This window comes from Cupriavidus basilensis (assembly GCF_000876015.1).
Lineage (GTDB): Bacteria > Pseudomonadota > Gammaproteobacteria > Burkholderiales > Burkholderiaceae > Cupriavidus > Cupriavidus basilensis_B.
In genome coordinates, this window is record NZ_BBQM01000023.1 from 69,428 (window position 1) to 86,579 (window position 17,152).

Consider the following 17,152-nt stretch of genomic DNA (forward strand, 5'->3'; position numbering starts at 1 on the left):
TGTCTTGTGATGGGAGACGGGATAGTAACTAATTGTAAGTCTGCCGACCAAGGGATCGTTGTCAGTTCACCCGGGTCGCGCACGGTGGCGGCAATCCCAGGTCATGACCGCGGCCGGACGCTGACCTGCCTGCCAGGGACCGCGACCGGCCGGCGGGCGCGGCGGCTCGGAAAAGAGACGGCCCCGCACGTCCGGTCGGCTATGATGCCAATCCTCTCCGAAGTGGCCCCCATGATCTCCGTCCGTAATGTCACGCTGGTCACGCTGCGCCGCGGTCACGCTGCGCGGCGGCGTCAATGTCGTACTCGACCGCGCGTCCGCCACCTTCAACCATTTCAGCTATCGTGCGGACAAGCGCGCTCCAGCGCAGGAATCGGCCTGAAGGGACATTCGCCTTGTGGCGAAAAGTGTTTCAATCGCGGTTTGAACGTCGTTCCAGACTCGAGCCGGGCGGCAAGGCGAACATCGCGGTCACCGAGGACATCGCGGAGGACCCGAGCGCGGTGGTGTCACGGCAAAGGGCCGGACAGCATCACCATCACATTCCGTCCCCACGACGAATAAGGCAGCTCCGGCACGGAGCCGGACAATAGCGGTCGCATCATTTTTAGCACCATTTTTTTTGGAATTCCCCCATGGAAATCAAGGTCAACTTTCTCGACAAGCTACGTCTTGAAGCCAAGTTCGATGACTTCACGGTAGTAGCCGACCAGCCCATCCGCTACAAGGGCGATGGCTCCGCACCGGGTCCGTTCGATTATTTTCTGGCCTCGTCGGCCTTGTGCGCGGCTTACTTTGTTAAGTTGTACTGCGTAACCCGCAACATTTCGACCGAGAACATCCGCCTGTCGCAGAATAACATTATCGACCCGGAAAACCGATATCAGCAGATTTTCAAGATTCAGGTCGAGCTGCCGACGGATATTTCCGCCAAGGACCGCCAGGGCATCTTGCGCTCCATCGATCGCTGTACGGTAAAAAAAGTGGTGCAAACTGGACCCGAGTTCGTGATCGAAGAGGTAGAGAACCTGGATGCCGATGCCCAGTCGTTGCTGACGTTGAAGCCGGCACCTGACGCCAGCACCTATATTGCGGGCAAGGATCTGCCATTGGAGCAGACCATCGCCAATATGTCGGGTATTTTGGCGAGCTTGGGGATGAAGATAGAAATCGCTTCATGGCGTAATATCGTTCCCAATGTCTGGTCGCTGCATATCCGTGATGCGCACTCGCCAATGTGCTTTACCAATGGCAAGGGAGCGACCAAGGAAAGCGCGCTGGCATCGGCGCTGGGGGAATTTATCGAGCGCCTGAGTTGCAATCACTTTTATGCAGGTACGTTTTGGGGCGAAGACTTCGCCAATGCCGCATTTTTACATTACCCGAACGAGCGCTGGTTCAAGCCTGGGCCTAAAGATGCGCTGCCGGCTGAAATTCTCGATGCATACTGCCTGCCCATTTACAATCCCGATGGCGAGTTACGCGGCTCGCACCTGTACGAAACCAACTCGGGAAATTTGCAGCGCGGTATCTGTTCGCTGCCGTATGTACGGCAGTCGGACGGCGAAGTGGTGTATTTCCCGTCCAATCTGATCGAAAACCTCTACGCCAGCAATGGCATGAGTGCCGGTAATACACTGGCCGAAGCGCAGGTGCAATGCCTGTCGGAAATTTTCGAACGGGCGGTAAAGCGCGAAATTCTGGAAGGCGAAATGGCACTGCCCGATGTGCCCCGCGAGGTGCTGGCGAAATACCCTGGCATTCTGGCTGGCATTCAGGGGCTGGAAGAGCAAGGCTTTCCGATATTGGTGAAGGACGCTTCGTTGGGCGGAATTTATCCGGTGATGTGCGTCACCTTGATGAACCCGCGAACCGGCGGTGTCTTTGCTTCGTTCGGCGCGCATCCCAGCTTCGAAGTGGCGCTGGAACGGAGCCTGACAGAATTGCTACAGGGTCGCAGTTTTGAAGGCCTGAACGATTTGCCGCAGCCCACCTTTGTCACTAACGCCGTGACTGAGCCAAACAATTTTGTTGAACACTTCATTGATTCCAGCGGCGTGGTGTCGTGGCGCTTTTTCAGCGCCAAGGCGAATTTCGATTTTGTCGAGTGGGATTTTTCCGCCCGGGGCGAGAACGCCAATGCCGAGGAAGCAGCGACCTTGCTCGGCATTCTTGAGGACATGGGCAAAGAGGTGTACATGGCGGTGTATGACCAACTTGGCGCCGTTGCTTGCCGGATTCTGGTGCCGGGTTATTCGGAAGTCTATCCTGTAGAAGATTTGATCTGGGATAACACCAACAAGGCACTGTCGTTCCGCGCGGATATCCTGAACCTGCATTGCCTGGACGACGCAAGCCTGGAGGCTCTGCTTGAGCGTCTGGACAACAGCGAGCTCGATGAGTACGCCGACATCGCCACGCTGATCGGCATCGAATTTGACGAGAATACGGATTGGGGACAGTTGACGGTGTTGGAGCTGAAGCTGCTCATTCATCTCGCCTTGCAGCAGTTTGAGGCCGCGCACGAACTGGTGGGCGCCTTCTTGCAGTACAACGACAACACGGTCGAGCGCGGACTGTTTTACCAGGCCTTGAATGTGGTGCTGGAGGTGCTGCTGGATGACGACCTGAACCTGGACGACTACGCGGTCAACTTCCGTCGGATGTATGGCGATGCGCGGATGGACGCGGTGCTGGGTTCAGTGGACGGCAGCGTGCGTTTCTTTGGTTTGACGCCAACCAGTATGAAATTGGAGGGCCTCGACAGACACCACCGCCTGATTGACAGCTACAGAAAATTGCACTCGGCACGGGCAAACGCGGCGGCTACAGCCGGTTAAGGCCAAGGCCCTCCGTTCTGCAGCACGCGGATGCCAACGGAAATGCAATATCCGGTGGAAGCGCGCGGCTAGCAAGCGGGTAGCATCGCGGCGAGGTTCGACAGGACTCGCGCCTACTTCGCATCCACAACAACCGGTACCGTCTGCGTCTTCCACGACTCCGTCGGCAGCTTCCACAACGGCGGCATCTGCGAAAACGGCGGCACGGTATGGACCAGCCTGGCCAGTGCAAGGCGGCTGTCCGTGCCGATCTTGCTGAAGATGGCCTTCAGGTGCGCCTTGACGGTATCGAGGCCGACGTTCATCGCGGCGGCGATGGCTTCGTTGGATTTGCCCTGGGCCAGCCATACGGCCGCTTCGATCTGCCGTTGCGTCAGGCCGGGAAAGGCAAAGTGAAGGCGGTCCGCGGCGGAGAGCTTGTCGACCGTGCGCTGCTGTGCCTGGCGATAGACGCGCAGCACGTGCGCGCGGTAGGTCTGAAGCCGGTCGCGCTCGGCATCGCTGTACGCCGGCCGGCCAACGATGCGATGCGCGCTCAGATCCAGCGAGTATTCGCCGTGCTGGATCAGCACGCCCATGATGCGGCGGGCGCCGGATGGCAGGAACACTTCCTGCGCCATCGGCAGCGCCATGAATTCATCGTCGCTGAAGATGTCTGACTCGCGAATGGCCCGCTCGCCATAGAAGGCCGGATCTTTCTGCCAGAAAGGATGGCTGCCGGCATGGCGCGCGTAGGCCGCGAAGGCCTGCTCGCGCCGGCCGGGGGCGTCTTCGATCGACAGCAGCGCGCGCAGTTCTCCGCTTCGATGGTGAATCTCCGTCCAGGCGACGACGTCGGCGTCGGTCAACCTGATTACCCCATCGAACAGAACGCCTGGCAACGTCAGCAGGTCAGGCTCGGTTTCATACAGACGCACGATTTCCTGCAGCAGGATGGGGTCGGTGTGCATGACTACTCGTTCGGGTAATGGCATTTTTCTGCGGCAAATCTTACATTAGCGCGCCTTGATGTGCTTGCCGCGCCTGTGTCACGCGGAACAAACGCGGCTATGACCACGTAGTCCAAAAAAAAGACGAGGGGTTATCGGGATGAATTGCATTTACCGGCTGGTGTGGAACGGGGCGTTGGGTGTCTGGCAGGCTGTATCGGAACTGGCGGCGCCGCGCGCAAAGGGATCCGGCAAGGGAGGGAGGCGCCATCTCCGGCGGCGGGCCGGAGCGAGTGCGGTAGTGGCGCTCTCGCTGAGCCTGGCCGCGCCGATGGCGCGCGCGGTCGATGTGCTTCTCGTGGGTACCGGGGGCGTGGGTGGCGGCGACGGCGGCAATGGCGGCATCAGCGGCGGTGGCGGCGGGGCGGACTTTTTCCTTCCGGGCCCCGGCGGTGCCAGCGGCGTTCCCGCTCCAACGCAGACGATTCCCGGCACCGCCAATGGCGGTAGCCTCCTGCCGACTTACGATTACGTCGGCATCGGAGGTGGCGCCGGCGGCGGGGACGGCGCCAACCTGGGCGGCATCAATGGCGGCAACGGCGGCGACGGGGTGCTGGACCTCAATGGGACGACGCTGAACGTTGCCAACGCGCTGCTCATCGGAGGCGCCGGTGGCGGTGGCGGCTCGGGGGGCGCCGGTGAGACTCGCGGCGGCAATGGCGGCACGGGCGGCAGTGGAACGCTGACGGCCACGGGCGGCACGGCCATCACGGTCGGCACTCAGTTATACATTGGCGGCCTGGGCGGCGCGGGCGGCAACTGCGGCTGCTCCGGCAACGGCGGCGCCGGTGGCGCGGGCGTGTTCAACCTCGGCGATGGCAGCACGCTGAACCTGGCGGGCGCCACCTTCACCATCACCGGCAACGGTACGCTGAACATCGGCAACGCCACGGCCAATGGGGCGAGCGCCGGTACGATCAACGGGCTGGCCGGCAGCATCAACAATGCCGGCGCGATCCACTTCAACCAGTCCGACGCGGCATATACGTTTTCCACGGCGATCTCCGGCACCGGCACGGTGACGCAGAACGGCAGCGGCACGACCTTCCTGACCGGCGCGAATACCTACTCGGGTGGCACGACCGTCAACGCCGGCCTGATCAGCTTCAGCAATGGCGGCAGCCTGGGATCGGGCAACATCACGCTGAATGGCGGGGGCCTGCAATGGGCCTCGGGGAACACGACGGATATTTCTGGCCGGCTGAATGCGCTGGGCACGGCCGGCGGCACGTTCGACACCAATGGCAACGATGTGACCGTGGCAAGCGCCCTCGCCGGCGCGGGCGGCTTGACGAAGGCGGGCGCCGGCACGCTGACGCTGACAAACCTGAATGCCTATGCGGGCGTCACCACCATCAGCGGCGGCACGCTGGCGCTGACCGGCACGGGCAGCATTGCCAGTTCCAGTGGCCTCGTCAACAACGGCACTTTCGATATTTCCGGCAAGTCCGGCGGTGCGACCATCGCTGCGTTGTCCGGCACCGGTGCCGTCGCGCTGGGCGGCCAGACGCTGACGGTGAGCACGGGCGGCGGCACATTCAGCGGCGTGATCGGCGGCATGGGCGGCCTCACGCTTGGCGGCGGCACGCAGACCTTGTCCGGCCTGAATACCTACGCCGGCACCACCACGATCAACGCCGGCACCCTGGCATTGACGGGCGCGGGCAGCATTGCAAGCTCCGGCGGACTGATCAACAACGGCAGCTTCGACATCTCCGGCACAACGGGCGGCGCGGCGGTGCGCGCACTGTCGGGCAGCGGCACCGTGGCATTGGGCAGCCAGACGCTGACGGTCAACAATGCCGCGGGCACATTCAGCGGCGCGATTGGCGGCACTGGCGGCCTCACGCTCAATGGCGGCACGCAGACGCTGTCCGGCGTGAACACCTACACCGGCGCCACCACCATCAATGCCGGCACGCTGGCCCTGGCCGGCGCGGGCCGCCTGGCCGCGGATACCGGCGTGGCGCTGGCGGGTACCGGCGCGAGGCTGGACCTGTCCGCCGGCGGCAGCCAGTCCGTGGGACATCTCTCGGGCGTGGGGGGAAGCCAGGTGGCGCTGGGCGCCAATACGCTCACGCTGACCGACAACACCTCGCAAGCGTTCGGCGGCAGCCTGGCCGGTACCGGTGGCCTGATCAAGCAAGGCAGCGGCACGCTCACGCTCAACGGCATCAACAGCGCCTTCGCCGGCACCACGACCGTGGCGGGCGGCGCGCTGGCCGTGGGTGACGCGGCCAACGCCAATGCGACGCTCGGCGGCAACGTGCTGGTCAACGCGCCTGGCACGCTGCGTGGCCACGGCACGGTGTTGGGCAATGTCGACAACAGCGGCTTCGTGGCGCCGGGCGGCTCCATCGGCACGCTGTCGGTCGGTGGCAACTATGCCCAGGCGGCGAGTGGCACCCTGTCGATCGAAGTCAGTCCGACGGACGCGTCGCAACTGCGCGTGAGCGGTTCCGCCGCGCTGGGCGGCACATTGGCTGTGGTGTTCACGCCGGGTACCTACTCGGCGCGACAGTACACGGTATTGAGCGCGGCAAATGGCGTGACGGGCCGCTTTGCCAACGTCACCACGGCAACCGCCGGAGCCAGCCTCGGCACGCTGCAGCCGTCCGTCACCTATGGTCTTGGCGACGTTGCCCTGACCTTGGCGGCGGCCTCGCCGACAGACCCGTTGGTGGTGGCGCCTGCCAACACGTCGATCTACACGGCGCTTGGCACGACGGCGCTCTCGCAGGCGCAGGGCGCCAGCGCGACGCTGCTCGAGCGGCTGGCCAATGTGCAGCACGGCCTGGAGACGTCCAGGGACGTGTGGATCAAGGCCAACGGCACCCGCAACAAGGTGGGCGGCACCGGCAGCGCGCCGGGGTTCCAGACACACGCCTACGGTTTCCTGGCCGGCGCCGACGGGCAGCTCGGCAGTGCCACGGTCGGCGCCGCCGGCGGCTATACGCATACGTCCATCGGCGAGGATGGCACCGGCTCGTCCGGCGACATCGATACGCTGCGGCTGGCGCTTTATGGCAACCAGCCCGTGGGCGTGGTCAACCTGTCGGCCACGTTGGGTTATGGGCTGGATTTTCTGTCGCAGAAGCGGCCGTTTGCCGGGCTGGGCACGGCCGAGGGCGACCATATCGGCCACGAATTCACGGCGGCGATGCAGGCGAGCCTGCCCATGCAGGCCGGCGGATTCGTGCTGACGCCGCAAGCGGGCTTGCGCTATGCCTACATCCGCGCCAATGGCTTCGGCGAGAGCGGTGCCGGCGGCCAGAACCTGCAAGTGGATGCGGACAACGCGCGCAGCCTGCAGCCCTACGTCGGCGTGGCGCTCGACAAAGCCTTTGGCGATGCCGCGCGCCCCGTCAACGTGCAGCTGCGCCTGGGCTATGCGCACGAAGCGTTGGGCGGGAGCCGCGTTGCGCTGGTGCAAAGCCAGGATGGCACCGTGTTCGCCGCCCCGGGGACGGACCTGCCGCGCTCGTTCCTGACCACTGGCGCCAGCGTCAGCCTGCTGGCGTCGAAGGCGACTACCGTGGCGCTGGGGGTGGATGCGGTGCTCAATACCGGCCACGTGTCGGCGCAGTCGGTGCACGTGCGCGTCGACCACCGGTTCTGAACCGTGGCGCCCGGCAATCGCCACCAGCCGCTCGTTCCGCAGCAGGTTGCGATGCCGACGCCTCTCGATAAGACGGGCTGCTGCCCGGGCGCCAGGGCGGGCGTGTGAACGCTGGAAATCCCTGGCGTCATCCTTGCAGTTCAGGCGTTGCAAGCCATTCGCGTCCCTTGAGCATGCCCTGCCAGTAGAGCGGCGGCAGGATGCGCTCCTTGAGCCACCACGCCAGCCGCGAGGGCCGCGTGCCATCGATGAACCAGCGCGGAAAGCTCGGCGCGACCTTGCCGCCGTAGGTGAACTCGGCCAGGACGATCTTGCCGCGTTCCACCGTCAACGGGCAGGAGCCGTAGCCGTCGTAGCGCGCTTCGCCCCTGGCCTCGCCGCGCGTGGCCAGCACGTTGTGCGCGACCACCGGGGCTTGTTTGCGCGCGGCGGCGGCCGTCTTGGCATTCGACATGTTGCCGGCATCGCCCAGCCCGAAAATATTGTCGAACCGCTTGTGGCGCAGCGTTGCCGGATCGACGTCGACCCAGCCGGCGGCATCCGCCAGCGGGCTGACCCGGATGAAATCCGGCGCCTTTTGTGGCGGCACGGCGTGCAGCATGTCGAATTCGCGCTCCACCATCTCCGGCTCGCCGTTGGCCACGGCCCGCCGGAACGTCGCCCGCCGCGCGGCGCCGTCTACCTTCACCAGCGTCTCGCCGAAGTTCAGGGCGATGCCGTAGCGCTCCACGTACTGCATCAGCGCCGGCACGTAGTCGGCTACGCCGAACAGCACGTTGCCGGCGTTGCAGAAATCCATGTCCACGCGGTCAAGCATGCCGGCGCGGCGCCACGCGTCCGCGGACAGGTACATGGCCTTCTGCGGCGCGCCCGCGCACTTGATCGGCATGGGCGGCTGCGTGAACAGCGCCTTGCCGCCGCCCTTGCGGGTCAGTTCGCGCACGAGATGCCAGGTGTAGGGAGCGAGGTCATAGCGGTAGTTGGAGGTCACGCCGTTGCGGCCCAGCGTTTCGGGCAGGCCTTCGATCGCCTCCCAGTCCAGCTTGAGTCCGGGGCACACCACGAGCTGGTCGTATTTCACCACGCGGCAACCGTCGAGGATGACGGTATTGTGCTCGGGCTCGAAGGCCGCCACGGCCGCCTTGATCCAGGCCACGCCGCGCGGCAGCACCGAAGCCATGGTGCGAGCCGTATGGGCCGGCTCGAAGACCCCGCCGCCCACCAGCGTCCAGCCGGGCTGGTAGTAGTGGATATCCGCGGGGTCGATGATGGCGACGTCGAGCCCGGGCCTGCGTGCCAGCAGGCTCGATGCCACCGCGATTCCCGCGGCGCCGCCGCCGATGATGACGACGGCATGGCTGGCGTCGGCAATGTCCGTTGGCGTGCGCCCGCCATTGGCAATGCGCCTGACCACGCCCTTGAGCTGGTAGCCGGCGGCCGCGGCGCGCTCGATGATGTCCGGCAAGGGCCGGTGCGTGGCTTGCGACAAGGCCCACAGCGTGGCCGAGCGCATGCCGGTGCGGCAGTAGGCCAGCACCGGCTTCGGCAGGCTGTCCATGAGCCTGCCGAACGCCTGCGCCTGTTCGTCGCCGACCTTGCCCGACTCCACCGGCAGGTAGTGCGCCTGGAGGCCGAGCAGGGAGGCATTGCGCTCGATTTCCTGGAAGCCGGGCTGATCCGGGCCTTCGCCGTCGGGGCGGTTGCAGATCAGCGAACGAAAGCCGCTGGCGGCGAGGGTATGTACGTCGTCGGGAAGAATCTGCGGGCTGACCGACAGTTCACTGGTGAGGGCGCGGGGTTGCATGGTCTGTCTGTTCCTTCTGGGGCGGGTGGCTCAGAGCAAGTTGAGGGGTATCTTCAGGTAGCGCACGCCGTTGTCCTCCGGCGGCGGCAATTCGCCGGCGCGCATGTTGACCTGGACCGAGGGCAGGATCAGCACGGGCATCGAGAGAGTGGCGTCGCGCGCCTGGCGCATGGCGACGAACTCTTCTTCGCTGATGCCGTCGCGCACGTGGATGTTGTGCGCGCGCTCGTCCGCGATCGTGGTCGCATATTGCATTTCCCGTCCGCCCGGCTGGTAGTCGTGGCACATGTACAGGCGGGTGTCCGGCGGCAGGCTCAGCACCTTGTTGATGGAGCGGTACAGCGTGCGCGCGTCGCCGCCGGGGAAGTCGCAGCGGGCGGTGCCGTAGTCGGGCATGAACAGCGTGTCGCCGACGAAGGCGGCGGTGTCCGCGCCATCGCCGATCACATAGGTCATGCAGGCCGGCGTATGCCCCGGCGTGTGCATGGCGAGTGCCTGCAGTTCGCCGATGCGGAAGGCGTCGCCGTCGTGCAGCAGCAGGTCGAACTGGTGGCCGTCGCGCGCGAAGTCGGCGCCGCTGTTGAACAGCTCGCCGAACACCTGCTGCACGGTGGTGATGTGGCTGCCGATGGCGGTCTGCCCGCCCAGCCGCTCCTTGAGGTACGGGGCGGCCGAGAGGTGGTCGGCGTGTACGTGGGTCTCCAGGATCCAGCGCACGGTCGCGCCCAGTTCCCGCACGCGCCCGACGATGCGGTCTGCGCTGGCGGTGCGGGTGCGCCCCGACTTCGGGTCATAGTCCAGCACGCTGTCGATCAGCGCGCATTGCAGGCTGGTGCGGTCCAGCACAAGGTAGCTGAGGGTCGAGGTGTCGGGATCGAAGAAGGCTTCGATCTCCATTTGCGAGGTACGGGGCTCGGTCGGCGTCATGCGTTGTCGATTTGGGGTTGAGACGGGATCGGCTCCCCTGTCTCAAGACTCGTGCCAACGGCGAGGTGTGCCGCAAGGTGCTGATTTTCTTGTGATTTCCATGTGCGCCATGCCGGACTGCGCGCTGCCGGGCGCCAGACGGCGCTGCCACTTGGCAGTGATGGCAGGATTTGGCAGAATGGCACCTTCCCGATGCCGGCATGATGCCGGCCCGCCGCCAGCCCCAGGCCCCCCCCAATGGATCCCCAAGCCAGTCTCCAGGCTCTCCTCTCCTATCTGGAGCAGGAAAGCCAGCCGATGATCGTCCTCGACACCGACTACCGCATCCTGGCCGCCAACACCGCCTACCGGAGGCAGTTCGGCGCCGTCCAGCGCCCCTACCTGGGCCAGCCCTGCTATCGGATTTCGCATGGCTACGACGTGCCGTGCGACCAGGCCGGCGAGCACTGCCCGATGCGCAAGGCCTTCGAGACGCGCGGCCCGGACCGCGTCCTGCACATCCACCACACGCCGCGCGGGCCGGAGCACGTGAACGTCGAGCTGCGCCCGATCCTCGACGAGGACCAGCGGATCGTTGCCTACGTCGAGCGGCTGAGCACCGTGCGCAGCGCATCGGCCCGGCCGAGCGCGGAAGGGCTGGTGGGCCGCTCGGAGGCGTTCAACGCGGCGCTGGAGGCCGTGCAGCGCGTGGCGCCGTCTTCGCTGCCGGTGCTGCTGCTGGGCGAATCGGGCACCGGCAAGGAAATGTTCGCGCACGCGGTGCACGAGGCCAGCGCCCGCGCCGGCGGGCCGTTCGTCGTGGTGGACTGCTCGGGCCTGACCGAGTCCCTGTTCGAGAGCGAGTTGTTCGGCTACGAAAAGGGGGCATTTACGGGGGCGCTCACGCGCAAGCCGGGCCTGGTCGAGACGGCCGAGGGCGGCACGCTGTTCCTCGACGAAATGGGCGACGTGCCGCTGTCGATGCAGGTCAAGCTGCTGCGGCTGATCGAATCCGGCACCTACCGGCGCGTGGGCAGCGTGGAAACGCGGCGGGCGGACTTCCGGCTGGTCGCGGCCACGCACAAGCCGCTCGAGCAGATGGTCAGCCAGGGACTGTTCCGGCAGGACCTTTTCTTCCGGATCGCCGCCTTCCCGATCCACCTGCCGGCGCTGCGCGAGCGGCTTGGCGACATCGCGCTGCTGGCTGAATCGATCCTGCAGCGCGGCGGCGGGCTGCGGGACCAGCTTCACCTGAGTGCGGAGGCGCTGGCGTGGATGCGCGCGTACCACTGGCCCGGCAACATCCGCGAACTGCGCAACGTGCTGGACCGCGCGCGCCTTTACGCCGATGACGGCGTCATCCGCGTGAAGGACCTGCCACCGGGGCTGGGCGAGCCGGTTCTGGCGCCGGTGGCCAGGCGCCACATGCCGGGCGCCCGGGAAAGCGACGACGAGGCATTGCGCGAACGGGTGCGCAGTTTCAAGGGCACGCGGCGCGCGCTTGCCCACGCGCTGGGCATGAGCGAGCGCAGCCTGTATCGCCGGCTCAAGGAACTGGGCATCGGCTGAGCCGCGCTTCGTCGGCACCTGGCATTTCCCTGCCAGCGCACTGCCATTCACTGCCACCGCTGGCAGCACTGACACCCGGCTGACAGCCCCGCCATGCCGGCGTTGCCACGCCATTTCCGCGCAAGTGATTGTTTTGTCTGCCCTTTCGGCCCACGCGCCGGGATGGCACGGAACTTGTTCATATGTCGTCATGAACGATCCCGATCAAAACCTGTTACGTCACCTGTGCTGGATCCTGGCGATCAAGATGCTGCTGCTGGCGAGCCTCTGGCTGGCCTTCGTCGCCGGGCAGCGCGTGCCGGTCGACGCCGCCGCCGCTTCCGCGCACCTGCGCTCCGCGCCCATCGTGTCCAGCCACACACGCCTGCAAGGAGCCCGTCCGTGATTTCGGAACAACTGGTGGACCTTTCCCGGCTGCAGTTCGCCGCCACCGCTCTCTATCATTTTCTGTTCGTCCCGCTCACGCTGGGCATGGTATGGCTCCTCGTCATCATGGAGACCGTCTATGTCATGACCGGCAAGGTGGTCTGGAAGGACATGACCCGCTTCTGGGGCAAGCTGTTCGGCATCAACTTCGCGCTGGGCGTGACCACGGGCATCACGCTCGAATTCCAGTTCGGCACGAACTGGGCCTACTACTCGCACTACGTGGGCGACATCTTCGGCGCGCCGCTGGCGATCGAGGGGCTGATGGCGTTCTTCCTCGAATCCACGTTCATCGGCCTGTTCTTCTTCGGCTGGGACCGCCTCTCGCGCGTCGAGCACCTCGTCGTGACCAGCCTGATGGCGCTCGGCACCAACCTGTCGGCGCTGTGGATCCTGATCGCCAACGGGTGGATGCAGAACCCCGTCGGCGCCGAATTCAACTGGCAGACGATGCGCATGGAGATGACCGACTTCTGGGCCATCGTCTTCAATCCCGACGCGCAGGCCAAGTTCGTGCACACGGTGTCGGCCGGCTATGTGACCGGGGCGATGTTCGTGCTGTCGGTGTCGGCCTGGTACCTTCTGCGCGGGCGCGACGTGGAGTTCGCCAAGCGCAGCTTCCGCGTGGCGGCGGCGTTCGGGCTGGCCAGCGTCTGCTCGGTCATCGTGCTGGGCGATGAAAGCGGCTACACGGTCGGCGAGGCGCAGCAGACCAAGATGGCCGCGATCGAGGCCATGTGGGAGACGGAGCCCGCGCCCGCGTCGTTCAACGTGGTGGCCGGCATCAACGAGGCCGCGCAGCGCAATGACTGGGCGGTGCGGATTCCCTGGGTCATGGGCCTGATCGGCACCCGGTCGGCCACCAGGGAGATCCCGGGCATTCACGAGATCCAGGCGCGCAACCGCGAGCGGATCCGCAACGGCATCGAAGCGGTGACCGCGCTGGAGACGCTGCGCAGCCATCGCGACGATGCGCGTGCGCTGGCGACCTTGAAGCGGCATCAGGCCGACCTTGGCTTCGGCCTGCTGCTCAAGCGCTATGCGACGGACGTGCGCCAGGCCACGCCGGCCATGATCGAGCGCGCCGTGCGCGACACCATTCCCCGCGTCACGCCGATGTTCTGGGCGTTCCGCGTCATGGTGGGCCTGGGCTTTGCCATGCTGGCGCTGTTCGCCCTGTCGTTCTGGACGACCCTGAAGGGCCGGTTCCGCTCGCGCCCGTGGCTGCTGCGCTGGGCGATCTGGATGCTGCCGGCGCCGTGGCTGGCCTGCGAGCTGGGCTGGTTCGTCGCCGAGTACGGCCGCCAGCCGTGGACCATCTATGGCGTGCTGCCCACGCACCTGAGCGTCTCCACCCTGAGCGCGGCCAGCCTGTATGGCTCGCTGGCGGGCTTCGTCGGCTTCTACACCGTGCTGCTGGTCGTCGAGGTCTATCTGATGGTCAAGTTTGCGCGGCAGGGGCCGGGCAGCCTCGGCACCGGGCGCTACGAGCGCGAGCCCGTCCACGTCCACGCGCACGCATAAGGAGAACCGGATGTTCGACTACACCACCCTGAAGCTGATCTGGTGGCTGCTCGTCGGCGTGCTGCTCGTCGGCTTCGCCGTCATGGACGGGCACGACATGGGCGTCGGCACGCTGCTGCCCTTCGTCGGCCACGGCGACGAAGAACGGCGCGTCGTCATCAACACGGTCGGCCCGCACTGGGACGGCAACCAGGTCTGGTTCATCACCGGGGGCGGCGCCATCTTCGCGGCCTGGCCGCTGGTCTATGCCACGGCGTTCAGCGGTTTCTACTGGGCCATGCTTGCCGTGCTGTGGGCATTGTTCTTCCGCCCGGTCGGCTTCGACTATCGCAGCAAGATCCATGATCCGCGCTGGCGCCGCACATGGGATTGGGGCCTGTTCATCGGCGGCGCCGTGCCACCGCTGATCTTCGGCGTGGCGTTCGGCAACCTGCTGCTGGGCGTGCCGTTCCATTTCGACGCGTACATGGTCTCCACCTACACCGGCAGCTTCTGGGGCCTGCTCAACCCCTTCGCCCTGCTCGCCGGCGTGGTCAGCAGCGCCATGATCACCATGCACGGCGCCGCGTACCTTGCCCACCGCACGCAGGGACGGCTGCAGGCGCGCGCGGTGCGCGCCAACGGCTGGGCGGCCCTGGTCATGTGCGTGGCCTTTGTCGCCGCGGGGCTGTGGGTCGGCAAGCTCGACGGATACCGGATCGTCTCGGCGCTCGATACGGCCGCCGTCGCGGATCCGACCGCCAAGGCCGTCGTGCGCGAGGCCGGCGGCTGGCTGGCCAACTATGCGCGCGTGCCCGCGCTGTGGCTGCTGCCCGTGCTGGGCGTGGCGGGCGCGCTGGCCGGCGCCTGGCTCCAGCGCGCGCGGCGCACGCTGGCCGCGTTCGTGGCCACCGGCCTGAGCATGACCGGCGTGATCGGCACGGCGGGGGCGAGCATGTTCCCGTTCATCATGCCATCCAGCAGCGTGCCGGCCCACAGCCTGACGGTCTGGGACAGCGTGTCCAGCCAGCTGACGCTGACGATCATGCTGGGCGCGACCGTCCTGTTCATGCCGCTGGTGATCGGATACACGTCCTGGGCTTATCGCGTCATGCGCGGCAAGGTGACCGTGGAATACGTCAAAGCCAACGAGCATAGCGCCTACTGACATCAACGGAGTTTGCGAATGTGGTACTTCAGCTGGGTTCTCGGCGTGGGCTTTGCTGTCCTGCTCGCCATCATGAACGCCATGTGGGGCGAGAACGAGGAGGCGCGCCGCGCCAGCCGGGAAGAGGACGTATGAGCCCGCGGGCGAAAGCGCAGCGGCCCGGCATGCACTGGCCGGCATTGCTGGCGGGCGTCGCCGTCATGCTGGTCGTCAGCGTCGATCCCCGCGCGCTGATTTCGGCGAGTCCCGGCCGCACGCATCTTGCCGCGGCCCTGCTGTGCTGGGCCATGAGCGCGGCACTGGTGCGCGGTGTCGGCTTTGTCCCGGCGCACCCGGCGGGACGCTGGCTGCTCTCCGCCTGGGCGAGCGCGGCGGCGCTGGCCGGCTGCCTTGCCGCGCGCTTCGTGTAGTCTCCCGGCCCCGATCGTGTCCCCGATCCCGTCCCCCTCGATCCCGACCTTGAACAGATGGAAAACGTCGTTGCCAACAGTGCGGCACTAGGTGCCGTCGTCGGCCTCATCCTGGCGCTTACCGGCGCGGGCGGCGCCATTCTCGCCGTCCCTCTGCTGCTTTTCGTCCTGCATCTGAGCGTGGCCCAGGCCGCGCCGGTTGCCTTGCTCGCGGTGGGCCTGTCCGCAGCCGTCGGGGCCTTGCTCGGACTGCGCGCCGGCATTGTGCGCTACCGCGCCGCCTTGCTGATGGCCGTGTCCGGCACGCTGTTCTCGCCCATCGGCCTATGGTTCGCGCATCGCCTGCCGAACGGACCGTTGACGCTGCTCTTCGCCGCGGTGCTGGCGTTCGTGGCATTGCGCATGTTCAGGCAGGCCGCCGGCAGCGGGACGGCGCGCGTGGCGGACGCAGGCCAGTCCGTCCAGCCCTGCCAACTGGACAACCGCTCGGGGCGCTTTGTCTGGACCGCCTCGTGCAGCCGCGCGCTGGCGCTCTCGGGGGTGAGCGCGGGGTTTCTCTCCGGCTTGCTGGGCGTGGGCGGCGGATTTGTCATCGTTCCCGCGTTGAAGAAGGCCACCAACGCGCCGCTGCACACCATCATGGCGACATCGCTCGCAGTCATCACCTTGGTATCCGCATCAGGCGTGGTTTCGACCGCCATTGCCGGGCACATGAACTGGCAGGTGGGCATGCCGTTCGCCGCGGGCGCCGTGCTGGCCATGCTGGGCGGCCGGCTGGTCGCGAGCCGGCTGAGCGGCGCCAGGCTTCAGCAAGGCTTTGCCGTGGTGGCCGGGCTGATTGCCATCGGCATGGTGGCGAAGGTGGTCATGTCAGCCTGAGACAGGCAAACAGGCGCCCGTGGGAAAATCCGCGCGGATGCGCAGAGGTGTCTTACGGCTGGGATGTGGAAAGCAGAACACCGAGCGCGGCGGGCGTAGAGCATTCAGGCCGGCTTCGCGCTGTCGCCAGCTTCTCCTTGCACGTAGCGGTTGACCCGCCAGGCATCCGGCGCGGCGGGATCCGGCCCCGCCGGGATGCAGGAACGCTCCGCCTCCATATGCATCCGGTGGCTATCGAACGACGAAATGAGTCTTGGACGCCGAAGTGTTAAGTGTTAACACTCTCGGAAAACGACGCTTTCGCTTGTCCGATGCCTTCCGATTCCACTCTCCTCGTACCGCCCTTGCCCGGCCGCGTCTCTCTCGACGTCCAGGGCGCCACCGCCATCCGGCAAGCCATCATCGACGGCGCGCTGCATCCCGGCCGGGCGGTCAATGAGACGGCGCTCGGCACCATGCTGGGCATCTCGCGGAGCACGGCGCGCACCGCGCTGAGGCTGCTCGAACTGGAGGGGCTGGTGGTCCAGCAGCAGTACAAAGGCTGGCGGATCTTTATGCCTACCGCGCAGGATGCGCTCGACCTCTACATGCTGCGCGGCGCGCTGGAGGGGGTCGCGGCCGCCACGGTGGCGCAGCGCGCGGATCCGGCCAGCCTGGCGCGCATCGCCATGCAATACGAGGCGATGCAGGCCGCCGCGACCGAAGGCGTCATGCAGCGGATGAGTGCGTCCGACCACGCCTTTCATACGCAGATCGTGCTGGAGTCGGGCAATCCCAGGCTGGTCGACCAGTATCAGCTCGTGCAGCAGCACATCAAGATCTACGTGGCCACCGCCAACCGCATCCGGGGGCGCTTCCGCGACATCGTGCATGACCACGACGCGATGAAGGACGCGATCCTGGCCGGCCACGCCGCCGACGCGGAAGGCGCCGCACGCGACCATAGCCGCATCGCCGGCGCGATGATCGCCGACATGCTGGCCAGCGCGCCCGCGTCCGCCCTGTAACCGCATCCCTTGCCTTCCCCCTCACCCTCTTC

At 66.3% G+C, this 17,152-nt stretch carries 14 protein-coding genes; 11 read left to right on the plus strand and 3 right to left on the minus strand.

The genetic code is table 11. From position 1 onward, the window contains the following. Positions 1-247: 247 nt before the first annotated feature. Together KF708C_RS36935 and KF708C_RS25120 are read left to right on the plus strand one after the other, a co-directional pair. Positions 248-382 (plus strand): hypothetical protein, encoded by a 135-nt coding sequence (locus KF708C_RS36935; RefSeq protein WP_269432177.1) that lies wholly within the window; start codon positions 248-250, stop codon positions 380-382. A 253-nt stretch (positions 383-635) separates the two neighbouring features. Then, complete coding sequence (locus KF708C_RS25120; protein WP_059413642.1) at positions 636-2,840, plus strand: OsmC domain/YcaO domain-containing protein; 2,205 nt, start codon at positions 636-638, stop codon at positions 2,838-2,840. Between the two features lie 113 nt (positions 2,841-2,953). Here the strand turns inward: KF708C_RS25120 and KF708C_RS25125 are convergent, their stop codons facing one another. Next, positions 2,954-3,790, minus strand: coding sequence for a helix-turn-helix transcriptional regulator (locus KF708C_RS25125; RefSeq protein ID WP_020200639.1), 837 nt, complete (start codon positions 3,788-3,790; stop codon positions 2,954-2,956). A 139-nt stretch (positions 3,791-3,929) separates the two neighbouring features. Between KF708C_RS25125 and KF708C_RS25130 the strand changes: the two genes are divergently transcribed. Further along, complete coding sequence (locus KF708C_RS25130) at positions 3,930-7,448, plus strand: autotransporter domain-containing protein (RefSeq protein WP_059413643.1); 3,519 nt, start codon at positions 3,930-3,932, stop codon at positions 7,446-7,448. A 127-nt stretch (positions 7,449-7,575) separates the two neighbouring features. On the opposite strand, the gene KF708C_RS25135 is transcribed toward KF708C_RS25130, so the two are convergent. Both KF708C_RS25135 and KF708C_RS25140 read right to left on the minus strand, forming a co-directional pair. Further along, positions 7,576-9,252, minus strand: coding sequence for a bifunctional protein tyrosine phosphatase family protein/NAD(P)/FAD-dependent oxidoreductase (locus KF708C_RS25135; protein ID WP_020200641.1), 1,677 nt, complete (start codon positions 9,250-9,252; stop codon positions 7,576-7,578). A 30-nt stretch (positions 9,253-9,282) separates the two neighbouring features. Continuing rightward, positions 9,283-10,179: an MBL fold metallo-hydrolase gene (locus KF708C_RS25140; RefSeq protein ID WP_059413644.1), complete on the minus strand. Its 897-nt coding sequence runs from the start codon at positions 10,177-10,179 to the stop codon at positions 9,283-9,285. A 237-nt stretch (positions 10,180-10,416) separates the two neighbouring features. On the opposite strand from KF708C_RS25140, the gene fisR reads away from it, so the two are divergent. The 8 genes from fisR (at position 10,417) to KF708C_RS25175 (ending at position 17,120) form a co-directional block, all read left to right on the plus strand. Then, entirely contained in the window at positions 10,417-11,727 is a 1,311-nt protein-coding gene (gene fisR, locus KF708C_RS25145; RefSeq protein WP_029043106.1) for a sigma 54-dependent transcription regulator FisR, read from the plus strand. A gap of 190 nt (positions 11,728-11,917) precedes the next feature. Beyond that, the gene (cydP, locus tag KF708C_RS25150) at positions 11,918-12,112 is read left to right on the plus strand and encodes a cytochrome oxidase putative small subunit CydP (RefSeq protein ID WP_020200644.1); all 195 of its coding nucleotides are present in this window, start codon (positions 11,918-11,920) and stop codon (positions 12,110-12,112) included. After that, a complete protein-coding gene (locus KF708C_RS25155; RefSeq protein ID WP_020200645.1) occupies positions 12,109-13,677 on the plus strand; it encodes a cytochrome ubiquinol oxidase subunit I in 1,569 nt (522 codons plus the stop codon). The genes cydP and KF708C_RS25155 overlap by 4 nt, the downstream gene beginning before the upstream one ends. 10 nt (positions 13,678-13,687) lie before the next feature. Continuing rightward, positions 13,688-14,824: a cytochrome d ubiquinol oxidase subunit II gene (cydB, locus tag KF708C_RS25160; RefSeq protein ID WP_059413645.1), complete on the plus strand. Its 1,137-nt coding sequence runs from the start codon at positions 13,688-13,690 to the stop codon at positions 14,822-14,824. A gap of 18 nt (positions 14,825-14,842) precedes the next feature. Next, complete coding sequence (cydX, locus tag KF708C_RS34205) at positions 14,843-14,959, plus strand: cytochrome bd-I oxidase subunit CydX (protein ID WP_020200647.1); 117 nt, start codon at positions 14,843-14,845, stop codon at positions 14,957-14,959. Positions 14,960-14,988: 29 nt separating this feature from the next. Then, positions 14,989-15,234 (plus strand): cyd operon YbgE family protein, encoded by a 246-nt coding sequence (locus KF708C_RS25165; RefSeq protein WP_020423624.1) that lies wholly within the window; start codon positions 14,989-14,991, stop codon positions 15,232-15,234. Positions 15,235-15,291: 57 nt separating this feature from the next. Next, positions 15,292-16,113 (plus strand): sulfite exporter TauE/SafE family protein, encoded by an 822-nt coding sequence (locus KF708C_RS25170; protein ID WP_059413646.1) that lies wholly within the window; start codon positions 15,292-15,294, stop codon positions 16,111-16,113. A 311-nt stretch (positions 16,114-16,424) separates the two neighbouring features. Beyond that, positions 16,425-17,120: a GntR family transcriptional regulator gene (locus KF708C_RS25175; RefSeq protein ID WP_082079826.1), complete on the plus strand. Its 696-nt coding sequence runs from the start codon at positions 16,425-16,427 to the stop codon at positions 17,118-17,120. Positions 17,121-17,152 lie beyond the last annotated feature (32 nt).